A 14,441-nucleotide genomic window follows, 5' to 3' on the forward strand; every position below is an offset into this window, starting at 1 on the left:
CCGTACGACGACATCAGGCTCTGCCGCACTCGCGCGGCAGAGCCTGATGTCGTCGTACGGACGGAAGCACCGGCGCCCGACGGAACCTGTCGGGTCGTCAGCCGTCGGCGGAGACGCGTACGGCGTGCCGCAGTTCCTCGTAGACGCCCGGGTCGAACGCTCCTGCCGTCGGGGCGAGGACCGTGGCCGCCGAGAGGGCGACGGCGCGGCTGAGGCGTTCCGGCCAGTCCAGGCCCTCCGCGAGCGCGGACAGCAGGCCGGCGACCGCGGAGTCCCCGGCTCCGGTGGGGTTGCCGGACAGTCGGCGCGGCGGGGCCGCCTGCCAGGAGCCCTCGGCGGTGGCGGCCAGCAGGCCGTCCGGGCCGAGCGAGGTGACCACCGCGTGGGCGCCCCGGCGGCGGGCGTCGCGGGTGGCGGGGAGCGGGTCGCGGGATCCGGTGAGCTCGGCCAGTTCGACGGCGTTCGGCTTGATGATCTCCGGGCGGGCGGCGACCCCGCGGCGCAGGGCCTCGCCGCTGGTGTCCAGCAGGACGGGCACCCCGGCCGCCCGGGCCGACCGTACGAGCAGCGCGTACGCGCCCACCGGCACGCCGGGCGGGAGGCTGCCGCACAGGGCGACGGCGCGGGCGCCGCGCACCAGGTCCTCGTAGTGGGCGAGGAACCGTGACCACTCCGTGGCGGTGATCTGCGGGCCAGGCTCGTTGAACTGCGTGGTGTCGCCGGAGGCCGCGTCGGCCACCGCGACCGTGCGGCGGGTGTTGCCGGAGCAGGGCACCAGGGCGTCGACCACCCCGGGGGAGCGGGCGAGCAGCCCCCGTACGACGGAGCCGACCGGGCCGCCCGCGAAGCCGGTCGCGGTGACCTCGTGGCCGAGGGCGGCCAGGACGTGGGCGACGTTGATCCCCTTGCCGCCGGCGCGTTCGGTGACGGCGGAGACCCGGTGCGAGGCGTGCGGGAGCAGGCGCGGCACTTGGTACGTGACGTCGAGCGCGGTGTTGAGCGTCACGGTAAGGATCATGGGCACTCCCGGGTCTGATGCTGCCGGGATCATGCCAAACACAAGGCGGTCGGCCCAGTCCTGGGGCCGGCCGTTTTCCCTGTGCGCGGCCGTTCGGCCGTCAGATCGGTGGTCAGGAGGCCGGGTTGACGATCCATTCGCCGCGCCGCATGACGCCCTTCAGGTCGAACGCGGCGTCCAGCACGACGAGGTCCGCGTACTTGCCGGGCTCCAGCGAGCCGATCTCGTCGTACAGGCCGAGCAGCTTGGCCGGGTTGGCGGAGATCGACTGGACCACGGACTCCACGGGCAGCTTGTCGAGGGTCACCGAGCGCTTGAAGGCGGTGTCCAGGGTCAGCGTGGAGCCGGCGATGGAGCCGCCCTCCACCAGGCGCGCCACACCGTGCTTGACCTCGACCTCCAGCGGGCCGAGGTGGTAGGTCCCGTCGCCGAAGCCGGCCGCGTCCATCGCGTCGGTGATCAGCGCGACGCGGTGCGCGCCCGCGTGGTGGAAGGCCAGTTCCAGGGCCGCCGGGTGCAGGTGGGTGCCGTCGTTGATGAGCTCGACGGTGATCCGCTCGTCCTCCAGCAGCGCGGCGATCGGGCCGGGTTCGCGGTGGGCGAGGGGCGGCATCGCGTTGAAGAGGTGGGTGGCCACGGTCGCGCCCGCGTCGATGGCCGCGCGCGTCTGCTCGTACGTGGCGTCCGTGTGGCCGATCGCCGCGATGACGCCGTGCTCGGCGAGCAGTCGTACGGAGTCCAGGCCGCCCGGCAGTTCGGTGGCGAGGGTGAACATGCGGGCGGCGCCGTGCGCGGCGTCGATCAGCTTGCGCACCTCGGCCGGGTCGGGGTCGCGCAGCAGGTCCTCCTTGTGCGCGCCCTTGCGGCAGGGGTTGATGAAGGGCCCCTCGAAGTGGATGCCGGCGATCTCGCCCGCCTGTGTCAGCTCGGCGAGCAGGGCGGCGCGGCGGGCCAGCTCGTCCAGGTCGCCGGTGACGGTGGAGGCGACCAGGGTGGTGGTGCCGTGCTCGCGGTGGGTGCGGACGCCCTTCAGGACGTCCTCGGCGGTGCCGGAGGTGAACGAGGCGCCGCCGCCACCGTGGTTGTGCATGTCGACGAAGCCGGGGACGATCCAGTGCCCGGACAGGTCGACGATTTCGGCGCCCTCGTGGGCGCTGCCGGCGATCCGGTCGCCGTCGACGATGACCCTGCCGCCCGCCACCGTTCCGGTGGGCAGCACCACCCTGGCGCCCGAAAGAACAGTGCTGTGTGCGCTTCCGGACATCAGGCCGGTACCTCCGTGGCGAGTAGGTCCCAGGCGAGCAGCCCTGCGCCCAGGCATCCGGCGGTGTCCCCGAGGGCCGCCGGCACGATGTGGGGGAGCCGCTGGAACGTCACGCGCTCCTCCACGGCCGTCCGTAGTGGTGTGAACAAGGTTTCCCCGGCCTCCGCGAGCCCGCCACCGATGATCAGCGTGCGGGGGTCCAGCAGGGTGATGGCGGTGACCAGTCCGTCGGCGAGGGCCCCGACGGCGGCCAGCCAGACCTCCTGGGCGCGTGTGTCCCCGGAGGCGACGGCCTCGGCGCAGTCGGCGGCGTCGGCCTCCGGGTCGCCGGAGGCGGCCGCCCAGGCGCGGCTGACGGCCGCGGCGGAGGCGAGGGTCTCCAGGCAGCCGCGCTGGCCGCAGCCGCATGCGGGGCCGCCCGGGCGGACCACGATGTGCCCGATCTCGCCCGCGTATCCGTGGGCGCCGGCCTCGATGCGGCCGGCGATGCCGATGGCTCCGGCGATGCCGGTGCCGAGGGGGACGAACAGGAAGCGGTCGGCGCCCCGGCCGGCGCCGATGCGACCTTCGGCGAGTCCGCCCGTGCGCACGTCGTGGCCGAGGGCCACGGGGATGCCACCGAGGCGTCCGCCGAGCAGGGCGCGCATCGGTACGTCGCGCCAGCCCAGGTTCGCCGCGTAGACGGCGATGCCGTTCTCGGCGTCGACGATGCCCGGGACGGCGACGCCGGCGGCCGAGGCGGACCGTCCGAAGCGTTCCCGGCCGGTGTCGAGCAGCTCGGCGGCGAAGTCCTGGATCGTCTCGACGACGGCGTCGGGGCCCCGCTCGCGGCCGGTGGCCCGGCGCGCCTCGTGGAGCAGGGTGCCGTCGTCGGCGACGAGGGCGGCCTTCATCCCGGTGCCGCCCACATCGAGGGCGATGACGTGTTTCACGGATTTCACAGAGACAGTCTCGCGTGCTCGGCGGGGAAAGGTCTAGTCCAATGAGGGAGATTGTTGAGCGGCCATACAAATTCGGTACCCCGGCCGGGAGCCCGATGTGGACGAGCCGCCAAAGTGGTGTAGACCTTACGTGGATCGTACGTACAAGAAAGGGTGGATGGAGAACTGTGAAGGGCCGTTACCTGAGCCTGGCCGCTTCCGGCGCCGCGCTGTGCCTGACTGCCGTGACGCTGACGGGCTGCGGAGCCATCGGCGGACTCACCGGAGACAACGAGGTGACCCTCCGGGTCGTGGCGGCCGACTACGGGGACAATCCGCAGAACTCCTCCGAGGCCTACTGGAAGGACCTCGCCGCGAACTTCGAGAAGGCCAACCCCGGCACGAAGGTCGAGGTCAGCGTCTACTCCTGGTCCGAGGTCGACGCCAAGGTCGCCGAGATGGTCAAGGCCGGCAAGGCCCCCGACATCGCCCAGATCGGCGCCTACTCCGACTACGCCGCCGCCGGGAAGCTGTACTCGGCGGAAGAGCTGCTCTCCGTGAAGACCGAGGCCGACTTCCTCGGCCCGCTCGCCGACGCCGGCAAGGTCAAGCAGGTCCAGTACGGCATGCCCTTCGTCTCCAGCACCCGGCTGCTCTTCTACAACGAGAAGCTCCTCGCCGACGCCGGCGTGATCGGCAAGGACGCCAAGGGCTGGCAGCCGAAGAGCTGGGCGGACCTCGAAGCCGCCGCCAAGAAGCTCAAGGCCGCGAACGTGCCCACCCCCTTCGCGGTCCCGCTGGGCCGCGAGGAGGCGCAGGCCGAGACGATGATGTGGATGCTCGCGGGCGGTGGCGGCTACACCGACAACGAGGAGTCGTACGCGATCGACTCCGCCCCCAACGTCAAGGCGCTGGAGTTCCTGCGGGACAAGATGGTCGGCCAGGGGCTGACCGGACCCGTGGAGCCCGGCAAGCTGGACCGCCAGGCCGCCTTCGACGGCTTCACCAAGGGTGAGGTCGGCATGCTCAACGGGCACCCGACCCTGCTCAAGCAGGCCGCGGCCAAGGGCGTGAAGTTCGGCATGGTGCCGCTGCCCACCGCCGACGGCAGCGACCAGCCCGCGATGGGCGTCGCGGACTGGGTCATGGCCTTCAAGAACGGCCACCGCCAGCAGTCCGGCAAGTTCCTGGACTTCCTGTACCAGCCCAAGAACGTGACGGCCTTCACCGAGAAGTACGACCTGCTGCCCGCCACCACCAGCGGCTACCAGGCCAAGCAGGCCGCCACCGGCGGCTCGTCCGCGCAGCTGAAGCCCTTCCTCACGGCCCTGCCCAACTCCCGGCTGTACCCCGTCGGCAAGAAGTCCTGGGCGGGCGTCAGCGAGGACATCAAGCAGAACATCGGCAAGACCGTCCAGCCCGGTGGACAGCCCGCGAAGGTCCTGGAGCAGATCGCCACGGCCGCCCGCGCGTCCGACCCGCGCTGAGCGGTGGCGGCGGGCCGACTGTCGGAGCACGGCGTTAATCTGGCGGTATGACGGACGAGGGGCAGCTGACGGCCACGGAGGCCGCGGTGCTCGCGTACGAGGGACGTACCTGGCCCGGGCCCGGAGCCAAGGAACGGGCCATACGGGAAGGGCTGGGGATGACCCCCGTCCGCTACTACCAGCTGCTCAACGCGCTCATGGACGACCCGCGGGCGCTGGCCCACGCCCCGGGCACGGTCAACCGGCTGCGCAGGATCCGAGAGGCGCAGCGAGCCCGGCGATAGCCGTAGCCGTCCCACGGCCGGCCCGTTAGGGTCGTGCGTATGGGGAGCCATCCGCACGACTTGCCGATGCCCGTCACCGCTGCCGGACGCGAGGGACTCGAAGCCCTCCTCCGCACACCTCGCCGGTCCGTGGTCGCCCTGGACTTCGACGGTACCCTCGCCGACATCGTCCCGGACCCGGACCAGGCCAGAGCCCACCCCGGAGCCGTCCCGGCCCTGTCCGCACTCGCCCCCGAGGTCGACTCGGTGGCCGTGATCACCGGCCGGCCGGCGGGCGTCGCCGTCCGCTACGGGGGCTTCGCCGGGGTCCCCGGTCTGCAGCACCTGGTCGTCCTCGGCCACTACGGAGCCGAACGGTGGGACGCCGTCAGCGGCATCGTCCACGCGCCCGCCGAACACCCCGGGGTGGCGGCGGTCCGGGCGGAGCTGCCGGGGTTCCTGGACTCGATCGGGGCCTGGCGCGGCACCTGGATCGAGGAGAAGGGCCGGGCGCTGGCCGTCCACACCCGGCGGGCGGAGGATCCGGCGGCGGCCTTCGCGGCGCTGCGGGAGCCGCTGGCGGACCTCGCGGCGCGGCACGGGCTGATGGTCGAGCCGGGGCGGGCGGTGCTGGAGCTTCGGCCGCCGGGCATGGACAAGGGCGTCGCCCTGACCGAGTTCCTGGCGGAGCGGGACGCGGAGGCGGTGCTGTACGCGGGCGACGACCTGGGTGACCTGGCGGCGTTCGCGGCGGTGGAGAAGGGCCGTACGGACGGCCTGCCGGGGCTGCTGGTGTGCAGTGGCTCCGCGGAGGTCCCCGAGCTCGCCGCACGCGCCGACCTGGTCCTCCCCGGCCCGGGCCCGGTGGCCGCCTTCCTGGCCCAGCTGGCCGCGGCCCTGCGGTCCTGACCGTCCGTTGCCGGGGGCTCCGCCCCCGGACCCCGCGCCTCAAACGCCGGCGAGGCTGGATGTGGGCCGGCGCCGGCGGAAAATTCAGCCCCTCCGGCGTTTGAGGCGCGGGGTCCGGGGCGGAGCCCCGGCTCAGGTCAGGGCCGACAGCTGGGCCTCGAACCAGGCGGACGGCGGGAGGGCCGTCGCGGCAGCGGAGAGCCGCTTCGTGCGTTCCGCACGTTCCGGCACCGGCATCGCCAGCGCCGCGTGCAACGCCTCCGCCGTCTGCGTCACGTCGTACGGGTTCACCGTCAGCGCGTCCTGGCGGAGCTCCTCGTACGCCCCCGCCCCCGTCGACAGCACCAGCACGCACCCCGCCTCCGACACCACCGGGATCTCCTTCGCCACCAGGTTCATCCCGTCCCGCACCGGATTCACCAGCGCCACGTCCGCCAGCCGGTACGCCGCCAGCGAGCGTTCGAAGTCGTCCTTCACCGACACCAGCACCGGCTGCCAGTCCTCCGTACCGAACTCCTCGTTGATCTCCGCCGCCAGGTCCCGCACCGACTGCGTGTAGTCCCGGTACACCTTCAGGTCCTGCCGCGAGGGGTACGCCGACGCCAGGTGGACCACCCGGCCCCGCCACTGCGGGCGCGTGGTCAGGAGCTCCCGGTAGGCCAGCAGGCCGCGCAGGATGTTCTTCGACAGCTCGGTGCGGTCCACGCGGACGATCGTCCGCAGGCCGTCCACCTCCGCCCGCAGCTCCGCCAGCTTGGCGTTCACCTCCGGCCGGTGCGCCAGCGCCCGCAGTTCGTCCCCGTCCACGCCCAGCGGGTACGCCCGCACCCGCGTGGTGCGGGTGGGCCACACCGAGTAGCGCTGGTGCTCCACCACCGAGCCCTCGCGCACCTCGGACCGCCCCCACGCGTCGTCGAGCCGGGCCGACCCCAGGAACTCGGCCGCCCACGCCTCGGTGTGGAAGCCGAGCACGTCCGCGCCGAGCATGCCCCACAGCAGGGTCTCGCGGACCACGTCCGGCAGCATGGCGAGATAGCCCGGCGCCGCCCACGGGGTGTGCGTGAAGTGCGCGATCCGCAGGTCGGGACGGAGCACCCGCAGCAGTCCGGGCACCAGCGCCAGGTGGTAGTCCTGCACCAGCACCTGCGCGCCCTCCGCGGCCTCCTCGGCCAGGGCGTCGGCGAAGGCCTGGTTGTAGCGCTCGTAGGACTCCCACCGCGCGCGGAACTCCGCGTCGAAGACCGGCTCGCGCGGGACGTCGTACAGGTGGTGGTGCGTGAACCACAGCACAGAGTTGGCGATGCCGTTGTACGCGTTGTCATACATCGTGGGATCGATGTCCAACATCCGGACGCCCGGTTCGCTCACGCCCCGGCGGACCGCCTCCCGGTCCGCGTCCGACAGCGCCGCGCAGATCCACAGGGCCCCTGGCTGCTCGGCGAGGGCCGCCGAGAGGCCGGAGACGAGACCGCCCCCGCCGCGCCGGGCGCTGAGCGCACGGTCCTCGTCGAGGGCGTAGGAGAGGGGGCCGCGGTTCGCTGCGACGAGCACCTGGGAAGCCATGCCGCCAAACCTAGCCCGGTACGACCCCCCTCAAACCGTACGTTCCCTCACGCCGCGCGCCGCAGTGCGTACTCCTCGATGCCCGCCATCGGGGGCCGTTCCTCGGTGTCCACCGGGTACGTCCGCGGTACGAAGCCCTCCGGCCCGCGCTCGAACTGCGTGAGCTCCGGCCGTACGAGGTGCCCGCGCGAGAGGCGTACCTGGGCGGTGCGGTAGATCGCCGCGGCCATCCGGCCCAGCGCCTGCCCGTCCTGGTGACGGTGCAGCCGTACGCCCACGTCCACCTGGGCCAGCGCGTCCAGCCCGACCGTGTGCAGCGCGTCGACCAGCAGGCCCAGCTCGACGCCGTAGCCGACGGGGAACGGCAGCCGTTCCAGCAGGGAGCGGCGTACGGCGTACTCGCCGCCCAGCGGCTGGACGAAGCCGGCCAACTGCGGCCAGTGGAGGTTGAGGAGGGGGCGGGCGACCAGCTCGGTGACCCGGCCGCCCTGGCCGGGGGTGTCGCCGAACGGGCGGTCGTACATCGCCTTGACGAACTGCACGTCGGGGTCGGTCAGCAGGGGTCCGACGATCCCGGAGACGAAGGCGGCGGAGAAGTCCCGCAGGTCGGCGTCGACGAAGCAGACGATGTCCCCACGGGTGGCCAGCAGCGAGCGCCACAGCACCTCGCCCTTGCCGGGCAGCGCCGGCAGGCGGGGCAGGATCTCGTCGCGGTGCACCACGCGGGCGCCGGCCTTCGCCGCGACCTCCGCGGTGCGGTCGGCGGAGCCCGAGTCGACGACGACCAGTTCGTCGACCAGGGGGACCGGCAGTCCCTCGATCAGCTCACGCCGCACGACCTCGACGATCGCGCCGACGGTCGCCTCCTCGTCCAGCGCGGGCAGCACCACGCTGACCGTGGTCCCGGCCGCCCGTTTCCGGTCGAGCAGCTGGTCGAGCGGTCGGTCGGCGGCGGACCAGGAGCGGTCGGCCAGCCAGCGCTCCACCTCTTCCAGCACCCTCAGCACTCCCTGCGTGTCGGCGATATTCGCCCTTATGTGATCCATCTCGCGGTTCGGACGCCTGTCTCAACAGCCCGAGCCTTCGGTTACAGTCTTGAACAACGCGAAGGACCACCGCATGCCGGGGGTCCCCGCGTACAAACGCACCGGCGCGCCACAGAGCGCGTGTGCCGGTGCCATACCGCTCATCCAGAGGGGCAGAGGGACACGGCCCGTTGAAGCCCCGGCAACCCTCCAGTCGGTTCTCGCGATCGCGCAGCAGCGCTCGTCAGCGAGGTCCCCGGCTAGGGAAGGTGCCAATTCCGTCTCATGGCGAAGTGCGCCATGGGGAAGATGAGGAGAAAGGGCCTCGCCATCATGGCTGCACAGACTGTCGCCACCTCTGTTGATCTCGGACCTGCCACCGGCCTTTCCTGTCGCGAGTGCGGTACCCGCTTCGAGCTCGGCCCCATCTTCGCGTGCGCCGAGTGCTTCGGACCGCTGGAAGTCGCCTACGACCTCCCGACCGGTGACCCCGAAGCCCTGCGCGCCGCGATCGAGGCCGGCCCGAACAACATCTGGCGCTACGCGCCGCTGCTGCCGGTCCCCGCGGACGTGGCGTCCAAGCCCAGCCTGAACCCCGGCTTCACCAAGCTCGTGGACGCGGCCAACCTGGCCAAGGAGCTGGGCATCACCGGCAAGCTCTACGTCAAGGACGACTCCGGCAACCCGACGCACTCCTTCAAGGACCGCGTCGTGGCCATCGCCGTCGAGGCCGCCCGCGCCTTCGGGTTCACCACCCTGTCCTGCTCCTCGACCGGCAACCTGGCCGGCGCCGTCGGCGCCGCGGCCGCCCGTGCCGGCTTCCGTTCCTGCGTGTTCATCCCGCACGACCTGGAGCAGGGCAAGGTCGTCATGGCCGGTGTGTACGGCGGCGACCTGGTCGGCATCGAGGGCAACTACGACGACGTCAACCGCTTCTGCTCCGAACTCATCGGTGACCCGCTGGGCGAGGGCTGGGGCTTCGTCAACGTCAACCTGCGCCCGTACTACGGCGAGGGTTCCAAGACGCTCGCGTACGAGATCTGCGAGCAGCTCGGCTGGCAGCTGCCCGACCAGATCGTCATCCCGATCGCGTCCGGCTCGCAGCTGACGAAGATCGACAAGGGTCTGCAGGAGCTCGTCAAGCTCGGCCTCGTCGAGGACAAGCCGTACAAGATCTTCGGCGCTCAGGCCGAGGGCTGCTCCCCGGTGTCCACCGCCTTCAAGGCCGGTCACGACGTGGTCCGCCCGCAGAAGCCGAACACCATCGCCAAGTCCCTCGCGATCGGCAACCCGGCGGACGGCCCGTACGTCCTGGACATCGCCCGGCGCACCGGCGGATTCGTCGAGGACGTGAACGACGAGCAGGTCGTCGAGGCCATCAAGATCCTCGCGCAGACCGAGGGCATCTTCGCCGAGACCGCGGGCGGCGTGACCGTCGGCGTGACGAAGAAGCTCATCGAGAACGGGCAGCTCGACCCGACGCTGACCACCGTCGTCCTCAACACCGGTGACGGCCTCAAGACCCTGGAGGCGGTGGCCGCGGACAGCGGACAGACCGCCACCATCCGCCCGAGCCTGGACGCGTTCCGCGCCGCCGGCCTCGCCTGATCTCCCCTCCGCTCTCCCGGAAAGGCAGTAGCGCCATGAGCGTCAACGTCCGCATCCCCACCATCCTGCGCACCTACACCGGCGGCGTCGCCGAGGTCCCGGCCGAGGGCTCGACCCTCGCCGAGGTCATCGAGTCCCTGGAGAAGAACCACCCGGGCATCGCCGCGCGCGTCCTGGACGACCAGGGCAAGCTGCGCCGCTTCGTGAACGTCTACGTCAACGACGACGACGTGCGCTTCGAGGGCGGGCTGCAGGCGGCGACGCCCGACGGCGCCGGTGTCTCGATCATCCCGGCCGTCGCCGGCGGGTGCTGATCCCCGGATCTTCCGGATCTCCCGGATTCCCCGGATCGCCCGAATCATCCTGGTCGTCTTCCAGGTGACACGCGCAAACCGAAATTGCCCCCTCCGCCAAAGCGGAGGGGGCAATTCTGCTTGATTGGGCACGGTAGGGTTGGGGAAGTCCCCTCCGCTGTTCTTGCCCGCCGCATATGAACGGGCCGCGTGAGGGTCGACATCGGGCCAACATGCGAGTGCGTTATGGGGCTTTGGCGAGATATGTCAGGCCCGAGTTGCCCGGGAGTATGGCAAATTTTCACTCTATTTCAATGTTTCTCTGTGTCCAGAATTCTCATCGGATTGACCTGTTGCAGACAGCATCCGCGCAGATACATTCAGCCTCGGTCGACGCGTTCCGACGCAAGTTCTGACCCGGGATCGTGAAGTGCGTTCCTGCGCAAGGGCCAGTAATAGGGGAGTTAGGCATGGCTCAGGGCACCGTCAAGTGGTTCAACGCGGAGAAGGGCTACGGCTTCATCGCGGTCGACGGTGGTGCGGATGTGTTCGTCCACTACAGCGCCATCCAGATGGACGGGTACCGCACCCTTGAAGAGGGTCAGCGGGTCGAGTTCGAGATCTCGCAGGGCCAGAAGGGTCCGCAGGCGGACATGGTCAAGCTCGCACTCGGCTAGTCCTGGAGCGATCGACCACCGACGCACGGTCTTCATCGAAGACTTGGAACACCACGAGGGGCCCACATCCTGGACACGGGATGGGGGCCCCTCGTGCGTAGGCCCGGTAGTGGCCAGGTGTTGTCCCAAGCCGCTTGCACTCGGGGGGGTCGAGTGCTAATCATTGGCGTTAGCACTCTCCTGGTGAGAGTGCTACTGAAACGAGGACCGGGTCGGTGAGGCCCGCAGGGTCCGGTGGGAAGGAACCGCCGGGCACGCAGGCCGTCCGTCGCGGGCGCGGGCGCGGTCCGGAGCAATCCACCGCTGTCCGGGAGGACCACTTCAGATGGCCAAGATCATTGCGTTCGACGAGGAGGCCCGCCGCGGCCTCGAGCGTGGGATGAACCAGCTCGCCGACGCCGTCAAGGTCACCCTTGGCCCCAAGGGTCGCAACGTCGTCCTTGAGAAGAAGTGGGGCGCCCCCACGATCACCAACGATGGTGTCTCCATCGCCAAGGAGATCGAGCTCGAGGACCCGTACGAGAAGATCGGCGCCGAGCTGGTCAAGGAAGTCGCCAAGAAGACGGACGACGTCGCCGGCGACGGTACGACCACCGCCACCGTTCTCGCCCAGGCGCTCGTCCGCGAGGGTCTGCGCAACGTGGCCGCGGGTGCGAACCCGATGGCCCTCAAGCGCGGTATCGAGAAGGCCGTCGAGGCCGTCTCCGCCGCCCTGCTGGCGCAGGCCAAGGACGTCGAGACCAAGGAGCAGATCGCTTCGACGGCCTCCATCTCCGCCGCCGACACCCAGATCGGCGAGCTCATCGCCGAGGCCATGGACAAGGTCGGCAAGGAAGGCGTCATCACCGTCGAGGAGTCCCAGACCTTCGGTCTGGAGCTGGAGCTCACCGAGGGCATGCGCTTCGACAAGGGCTACATCTCGGCGTACTTCGCCACCGACATGGAGCGCATGGAGTCGTCCCTCGACGACCCGTACATCCTGATCGTCAACTCCAAGATCGGCTCGGTCAAGGACCTGCTGCCGCTCCTGGAGAAGGTCATGCAGTCCGGCAAGCCGCTGCTGATCATCGCCGAGGACGTCGAGGGCGAGGCGCTCTCCACCCTCGTCGTCAACAAGATCCGTGGCACCTTCAAGTCCGTCGCCGTCAAGGCCCCGGGCTTCGGTGACCGCCGCAAGGCCATGCTCGGTGACATCGCCATCCTCACGGGCGGCACGGTCATCTCCGAGGAGGTCGGCCTCAAGCTGGAGAACGCCGGTCTCGACCTGCTCGGCCGCGCCCGCAAGGTCGTCATCACCAAGGACGAGACCACCATCGTCGACGGTGCCGGTGACAGCGACCAGGTCCAGGGTCGTGTCAACCAGATCCGCGCCGAGATCGAGAACTCCGACTCGGACTACGACCGCGAGAAGCTCCAGGAGCGCCTCGCGAAGCTGGCCGGCGGCGTGGCCGTCATCAAGGCCGGTGCCGCGACCGAGGTCGAGCTCAAGGAGCGCAAGCACCGCATCGAGGACGCCGTTCGCAACGCGAAGGCGGCCGTCGAGGAGGGCATCGTCGCCGGTGGTGGCGTGGCCCTGCTGCAGGCCTCCGCGGTCTTCGAGAAGCTGGAGCTCGAGGGTGACGAGGCGACCGGCGCCAACGCCGTGAAGCTCGCGCTGGAGGCCCCGCTCAAGCAGATCGCCGTCAACGGTGGTCTTGAGGGTGGCGTCGTCGTCGAGAAGGTGCGCAACCTCCCGATCGGTCACGGCCTGAACGCCGCGACCGGCGAGTACGTCGACATGATCGCCGAGGGCATCATCGACCCGGCGAAGGTCACGCGCTCCGCGCTGCAGAACGCCGCGTCGATCGCCGCGCTGTTCCTGACGACCGAGGCCGTCATCGCCGACAAGCCCGAGAAGGCCGGTGCCCCCGCGGGCGGCGGCATGCCGGGTGGTGACATGGACTTCTGATCGACCTCGGCTCCGGCCACCGGTTGATCGGCTGTTCTCGAACGAGGGCGGCACCCCGGAAGGGGTGCCGCCCTCGGGCGTTTCCGGAACCAGGCGCCTCAGGCGGCGGGGCGTGCGGTGAAGGTGACCTCTTCGTGGTCCTCGTCCAAGGCGATGGTCAGGCCGGCGTCCAGAGCGTGCGCGAGGCGGCGCAGCAGGGGCAGCGTCGGTACCGCGTCGGCGCCTTCCACCCGGGAGATCTTCGCCTGGGTGAGTCCGGCCCGCTCGGCCAGCTGGGCCTGGGACAGTCCCAGCGACTTGCGCCGCTCGTAGACGGCCTTGGCGAAGGCCATGGCCAGCCGGATCTCGGCCCGCTCGGCCCGTACTTCGGCCGACTCGGCGTACTCTCGCGCGGCCGTCTTCTCGCGGGTCAGCTTCCTGCGGGCGTGGTTCATGACGCGTTCCCTTCGTTGCCGCGGCTGTACGTCGCCTTGAGGTGTTGCCTGTCGGTCAGGCCTTCCAGCCAGGTGCGCACTTCGGGCTCCACCTCGATCACGTACAGAGCGTCCATGCGGCGGACCGTATTATGTCGTTGGCGACATAATACGAGCGGGGCACGAGGCGCACGCCATGGAGTGAAAAGCGCCCGGTGTCGTTGACGTGAAGCGGATGGTTGACTGCTGGCATGACTGATGCGGCGGGCGTGTTCATCAAGATCTGCGGGCTGCGGACCGCGCACGACGTCGACGTGGCGGTGGCCGCCGGGGCCGATGCCGTCGGGTTCGTCTTCGCGCCCGGGAGCCCGCGTACCGTCGACGCCGCCACCGCGCGGGAGCTCGCCGCGCGGGTGCCGGGCGGGGTGCTGACCGTCGGGGTGTTCCGGGGGCAGACGGTGGCGGAGGTGCGCCGGTTCGCCGAGGAGAGCGGGGTGCGCGGGGTGCAGCTGCACGGCGACGAGGGCCCCGAGGACTTCGCGGCGCTGCGCGCGGAGGGCCGGACCTTGCTGCGGGCCACCGCCGAGCACGTGAAGCGCTGCGGTGAGTACGGCGAGGACCTGCTGCTGCTGGACGCGCCCGACCCGGGCTCCGGCAAGCCGTGGAACTGGGGTGCGGCGCACTTCACCGCGCCCGAGGGGCGGTGGCTGCTCGCCGGCGGACTGAACCCGGGCAACGTGCGGGCGGCGCTCGCGGCCACCGGGGCCTGGGGCGTGGACGTGTCCAGCGGGGTGGAGCGGGAGCGCGGCGTGAAGTCGCCGGAGCTGATCCGCGCCTTCATCGAGGCCGCCCGGGCGCGCTGACCGGCGGCACACGGTTCGCCGCGCCGGACGTCAGTCGGCGACGCGCCCAGGAGTCGGGCGGCCGGCCAGCAGGGCGACGAGGGCGAAGGCCAGGCGACGGGTCCTCGTGAAGGTCATGGGGGCGGTCCTCTGCGGTGTGTCGGGGGAGTGGCTGGGACTCCATTGCGCCTCGCGCGGATACCCACGTCAT

General features: G+C 71.0%; 14 protein-coding genes and 1 riboswitch. Of the genes, 8 read left to right on the top strand and 6 right to left on the bottom strand.

The annotated features are described in order from the left end of the window. Positions 1-97 precede the first annotated feature (97 nt). The 3 genes from ACWG52_RS20700 to ACWG52_RS20710 all read right to left on the bottom strand — a co-directional run bounded on the left by ACWG52_RS20700 (position 98) and on the right by ACWG52_RS20710 (position 3,214). Entirely contained in the window at positions 98-1,018 is a 921-nt protein-coding gene (locus ACWG52_RS20700; RefSeq protein WP_389815931.1) for a 1-phosphofructokinase family hexose kinase, read from the bottom strand. Between the two features lie 112 nt (positions 1,019-1,130). Next, complete coding sequence (gene nagA / locus ACWG52_RS20705; protein WP_389815934.1) at positions 1,131-2,282, bottom strand: N-acetylglucosamine-6-phosphate deacetylase; 1,152 nt, start codon at positions 2,280-2,282, stop codon at positions 1,131-1,133. Further along, positions 2,282-3,214, bottom strand: coding sequence for an ROK family protein (locus ACWG52_RS20710; protein ID WP_033223618.1), 933 nt, complete (start codon positions 3,212-3,214; stop codon positions 2,282-2,284). Before ACWG52_RS20710 ends, nagA begins: the two co-directional genes overlap by 1 nt. A gap of 176 nt (positions 3,215-3,390) precedes the next feature. On the opposite strand from ACWG52_RS20710, the gene ACWG52_RS20715 reads away from it, so the two are divergent. From ACWG52_RS20715 to otsB, 3 genes are read left to right on the top strand one after another with little or no spacing between them, the layout of a single operon-like run. After that, positions 3,391-4,689 (top strand): extracellular solute-binding protein, encoded by a 1,299-nt coding sequence (locus ACWG52_RS20715; protein WP_389815937.1) that lies wholly within the window; start codon positions 3,391-3,393, stop codon positions 4,687-4,689. Between the two features lie 47 nt (positions 4,690-4,736). Further along, entirely contained in the window at positions 4,737-4,973 is a 237-nt protein-coding gene (locus tag ACWG52_RS20720; protein ID WP_030031449.1) for a DUF3263 domain-containing protein, read from the top strand. 39 nt (positions 4,974-5,012) lie between these two features. Further along, positions 5,013-5,861 (top strand): trehalose-phosphatase, encoded by an 849-nt coding sequence (otsB, locus tag ACWG52_RS20725; protein ID WP_033223622.1) that lies wholly within the window; start codon positions 5,013-5,015, stop codon positions 5,859-5,861. A gap of 132 nt (positions 5,862-5,993) precedes the next feature. On the opposite strand, the gene ACWG52_RS20730 is transcribed toward otsB, so the two are convergent. Both ACWG52_RS20730 and ACWG52_RS20735 read right to left on the bottom strand, forming a co-directional pair. After that, positions 5,994-7,424: an alpha,alpha-trehalose-phosphate synthase (UDP-forming) gene (locus ACWG52_RS20730; protein WP_389815941.1), complete on the bottom strand. Its 1,431-nt coding sequence runs from the start codon at positions 7,422-7,424 to the stop codon at positions 5,994-5,996. A 47-nt stretch (positions 7,425-7,471) separates the two neighbouring features. Further along, positions 7,472-8,422, bottom strand: coding sequence for a glucosyl-3-phosphoglycerate synthase (locus ACWG52_RS20735; protein WP_389816141.1), 951 nt, complete (start codon positions 8,420-8,422; stop codon positions 7,472-7,474). A gap of 185 nt (positions 8,423-8,607) precedes the next feature. Continuing rightward, positions 8,608-8,765, top strand: a riboswitch (SAM riboswitch). Between ACWG52_RS20735 and thrC the strand changes: the two genes are divergently transcribed. The 4 genes from thrC to groL all read left to right on the top strand — a co-directional run bounded on the left by thrC (position 8,759) and on the right by groL (position 12,975). Beyond that, entirely contained in the window at positions 8,759-10,057 is a 1,299-nt protein-coding gene (thrC, locus tag ACWG52_RS20740; protein WP_389815943.1) for a threonine synthase, read from the top strand. It overlaps the preceding riboswitch by 7 nt. A gap of 35 nt (positions 10,058-10,092) precedes the next feature. Beyond that, a complete protein-coding gene (locus ACWG52_RS20745; RefSeq protein ID WP_389815946.1) occupies positions 10,093-10,371 on the top strand; it encodes a MoaD/ThiS family protein in 279 nt (92 codons plus the stop codon). Between the two features lie 449 nt (positions 10,372-10,820). Further along, the gene (locus ACWG52_RS20750; RefSeq protein WP_030009783.1) at positions 10,821-11,027 is read left to right on the top strand and encodes a cold-shock protein; all 207 of its coding nucleotides are present in this window, start codon (positions 10,821-10,823) and stop codon (positions 11,025-11,027) included. Between the two features lie 325 nt (positions 11,028-11,352). Next, positions 11,353-12,975, top strand: a complete 1,623-nt coding sequence (groL, locus tag ACWG52_RS20755) for a chaperonin GroEL (protein ID WP_030766353.1) — start codon at positions 11,353-11,355, stop codon at positions 12,973-12,975. 98 nt (positions 12,976-13,073) lie between these two features. Here the strand turns inward: groL and ACWG52_RS20760 are convergent, their stop codons facing one another. After that, positions 13,074-13,409, bottom strand: coding sequence for a helix-turn-helix domain-containing protein (locus ACWG52_RS20760; protein WP_453125558.1), 336 nt, complete (start codon positions 13,407-13,409; stop codon positions 13,074-13,076). A 230-nt stretch (positions 13,410-13,639) separates the two neighbouring features. On the opposite strand from ACWG52_RS20760, the gene ACWG52_RS20765 reads away from it, so the two are divergent. Then, positions 13,640-14,251: a phosphoribosylanthranilate isomerase gene (locus tag ACWG52_RS20765; protein ID WP_453125559.1), complete on the top strand. Its 612-nt coding sequence runs from the start codon at positions 13,640-13,642 to the stop codon at positions 14,249-14,251. Positions 14,252-14,441: the final 190 nt, after the last annotated feature.

It is taken from the genome of Streptomyces sp. CLCI03 (assembly GCF_053615355.1).

Bases quoted from the DNA above. Each gene is read 5' to 3' on its own strand.
- ACWG52_RS20745 (WP_389815946.1), top strand. From the start codon at position 10,093: ATGAGCGTCAACGTCCGCATCCCCACCATCCTGCGCACCTACACCGGC.
- ACWG52_RS20700 (WP_389815931.1), bottom strand. From the start codon at position 1,018: ATGATCCTTACCGTGACGCTCAACACCGCGCTCGACGTCACGTACCAA.
- ACWG52_RS20720 (WP_030031449.1), top strand. From the start codon at position 4,737: ATGACGGACGAGGGGCAGCTGACGGCCACGGAGGCCGCGGTGCTCGCG.
- ACWG52_RS20765 (WP_453125559.1), top strand. From the start codon at position 13,640: ATGACTGATGCGGCGGGCGTGTTCATCAAGATCTGCGGGCTGCGGACC.
- otsB (WP_033223622.1), top strand. From the start codon at position 5,013: ATGGGGAGCCATCCGCACGACTTGCCGATGCCCGTCACCGCTGCCGGA.
- ACWG52_RS20760 (WP_453125558.1), bottom strand. From the start codon at position 13,409: ATGAACCACGCCCGCAGGAAGCTGACCCGCGAGAAGACGGCCGCGCGA.
- nagA (WP_389815934.1), bottom strand. From the start codon at position 2,282: ATGTCCGGAAGCGCACACAGCACTGTTCTTTCGGGCGCCAGGGTGGTG.
- groL (WP_030766353.1), top strand. From the start codon at position 11,353: ATGGCCAAGATCATTGCGTTCGACGAGGAGGCCCGCCGCGGCCTCGAG.
- thrC (WP_389815943.1), top strand. From the start codon at position 8,759: ATGAGGAGAAAGGGCCTCGCCATCATGGCTGCACAGACTGTCGCCACC.
- ACWG52_RS20750 (WP_030009783.1), top strand. From the start codon at position 10,821: ATGGCTCAGGGCACCGTCAAGTGGTTCAACGCGGAGAAGGGCTACGGC.
- ACWG52_RS20730 (WP_389815941.1), bottom strand. From the start codon at position 7,424: ATGGCTTCCCAGGTGCTCGTCGCAGCGAACCGCGGCCCCCTCTCCTAC.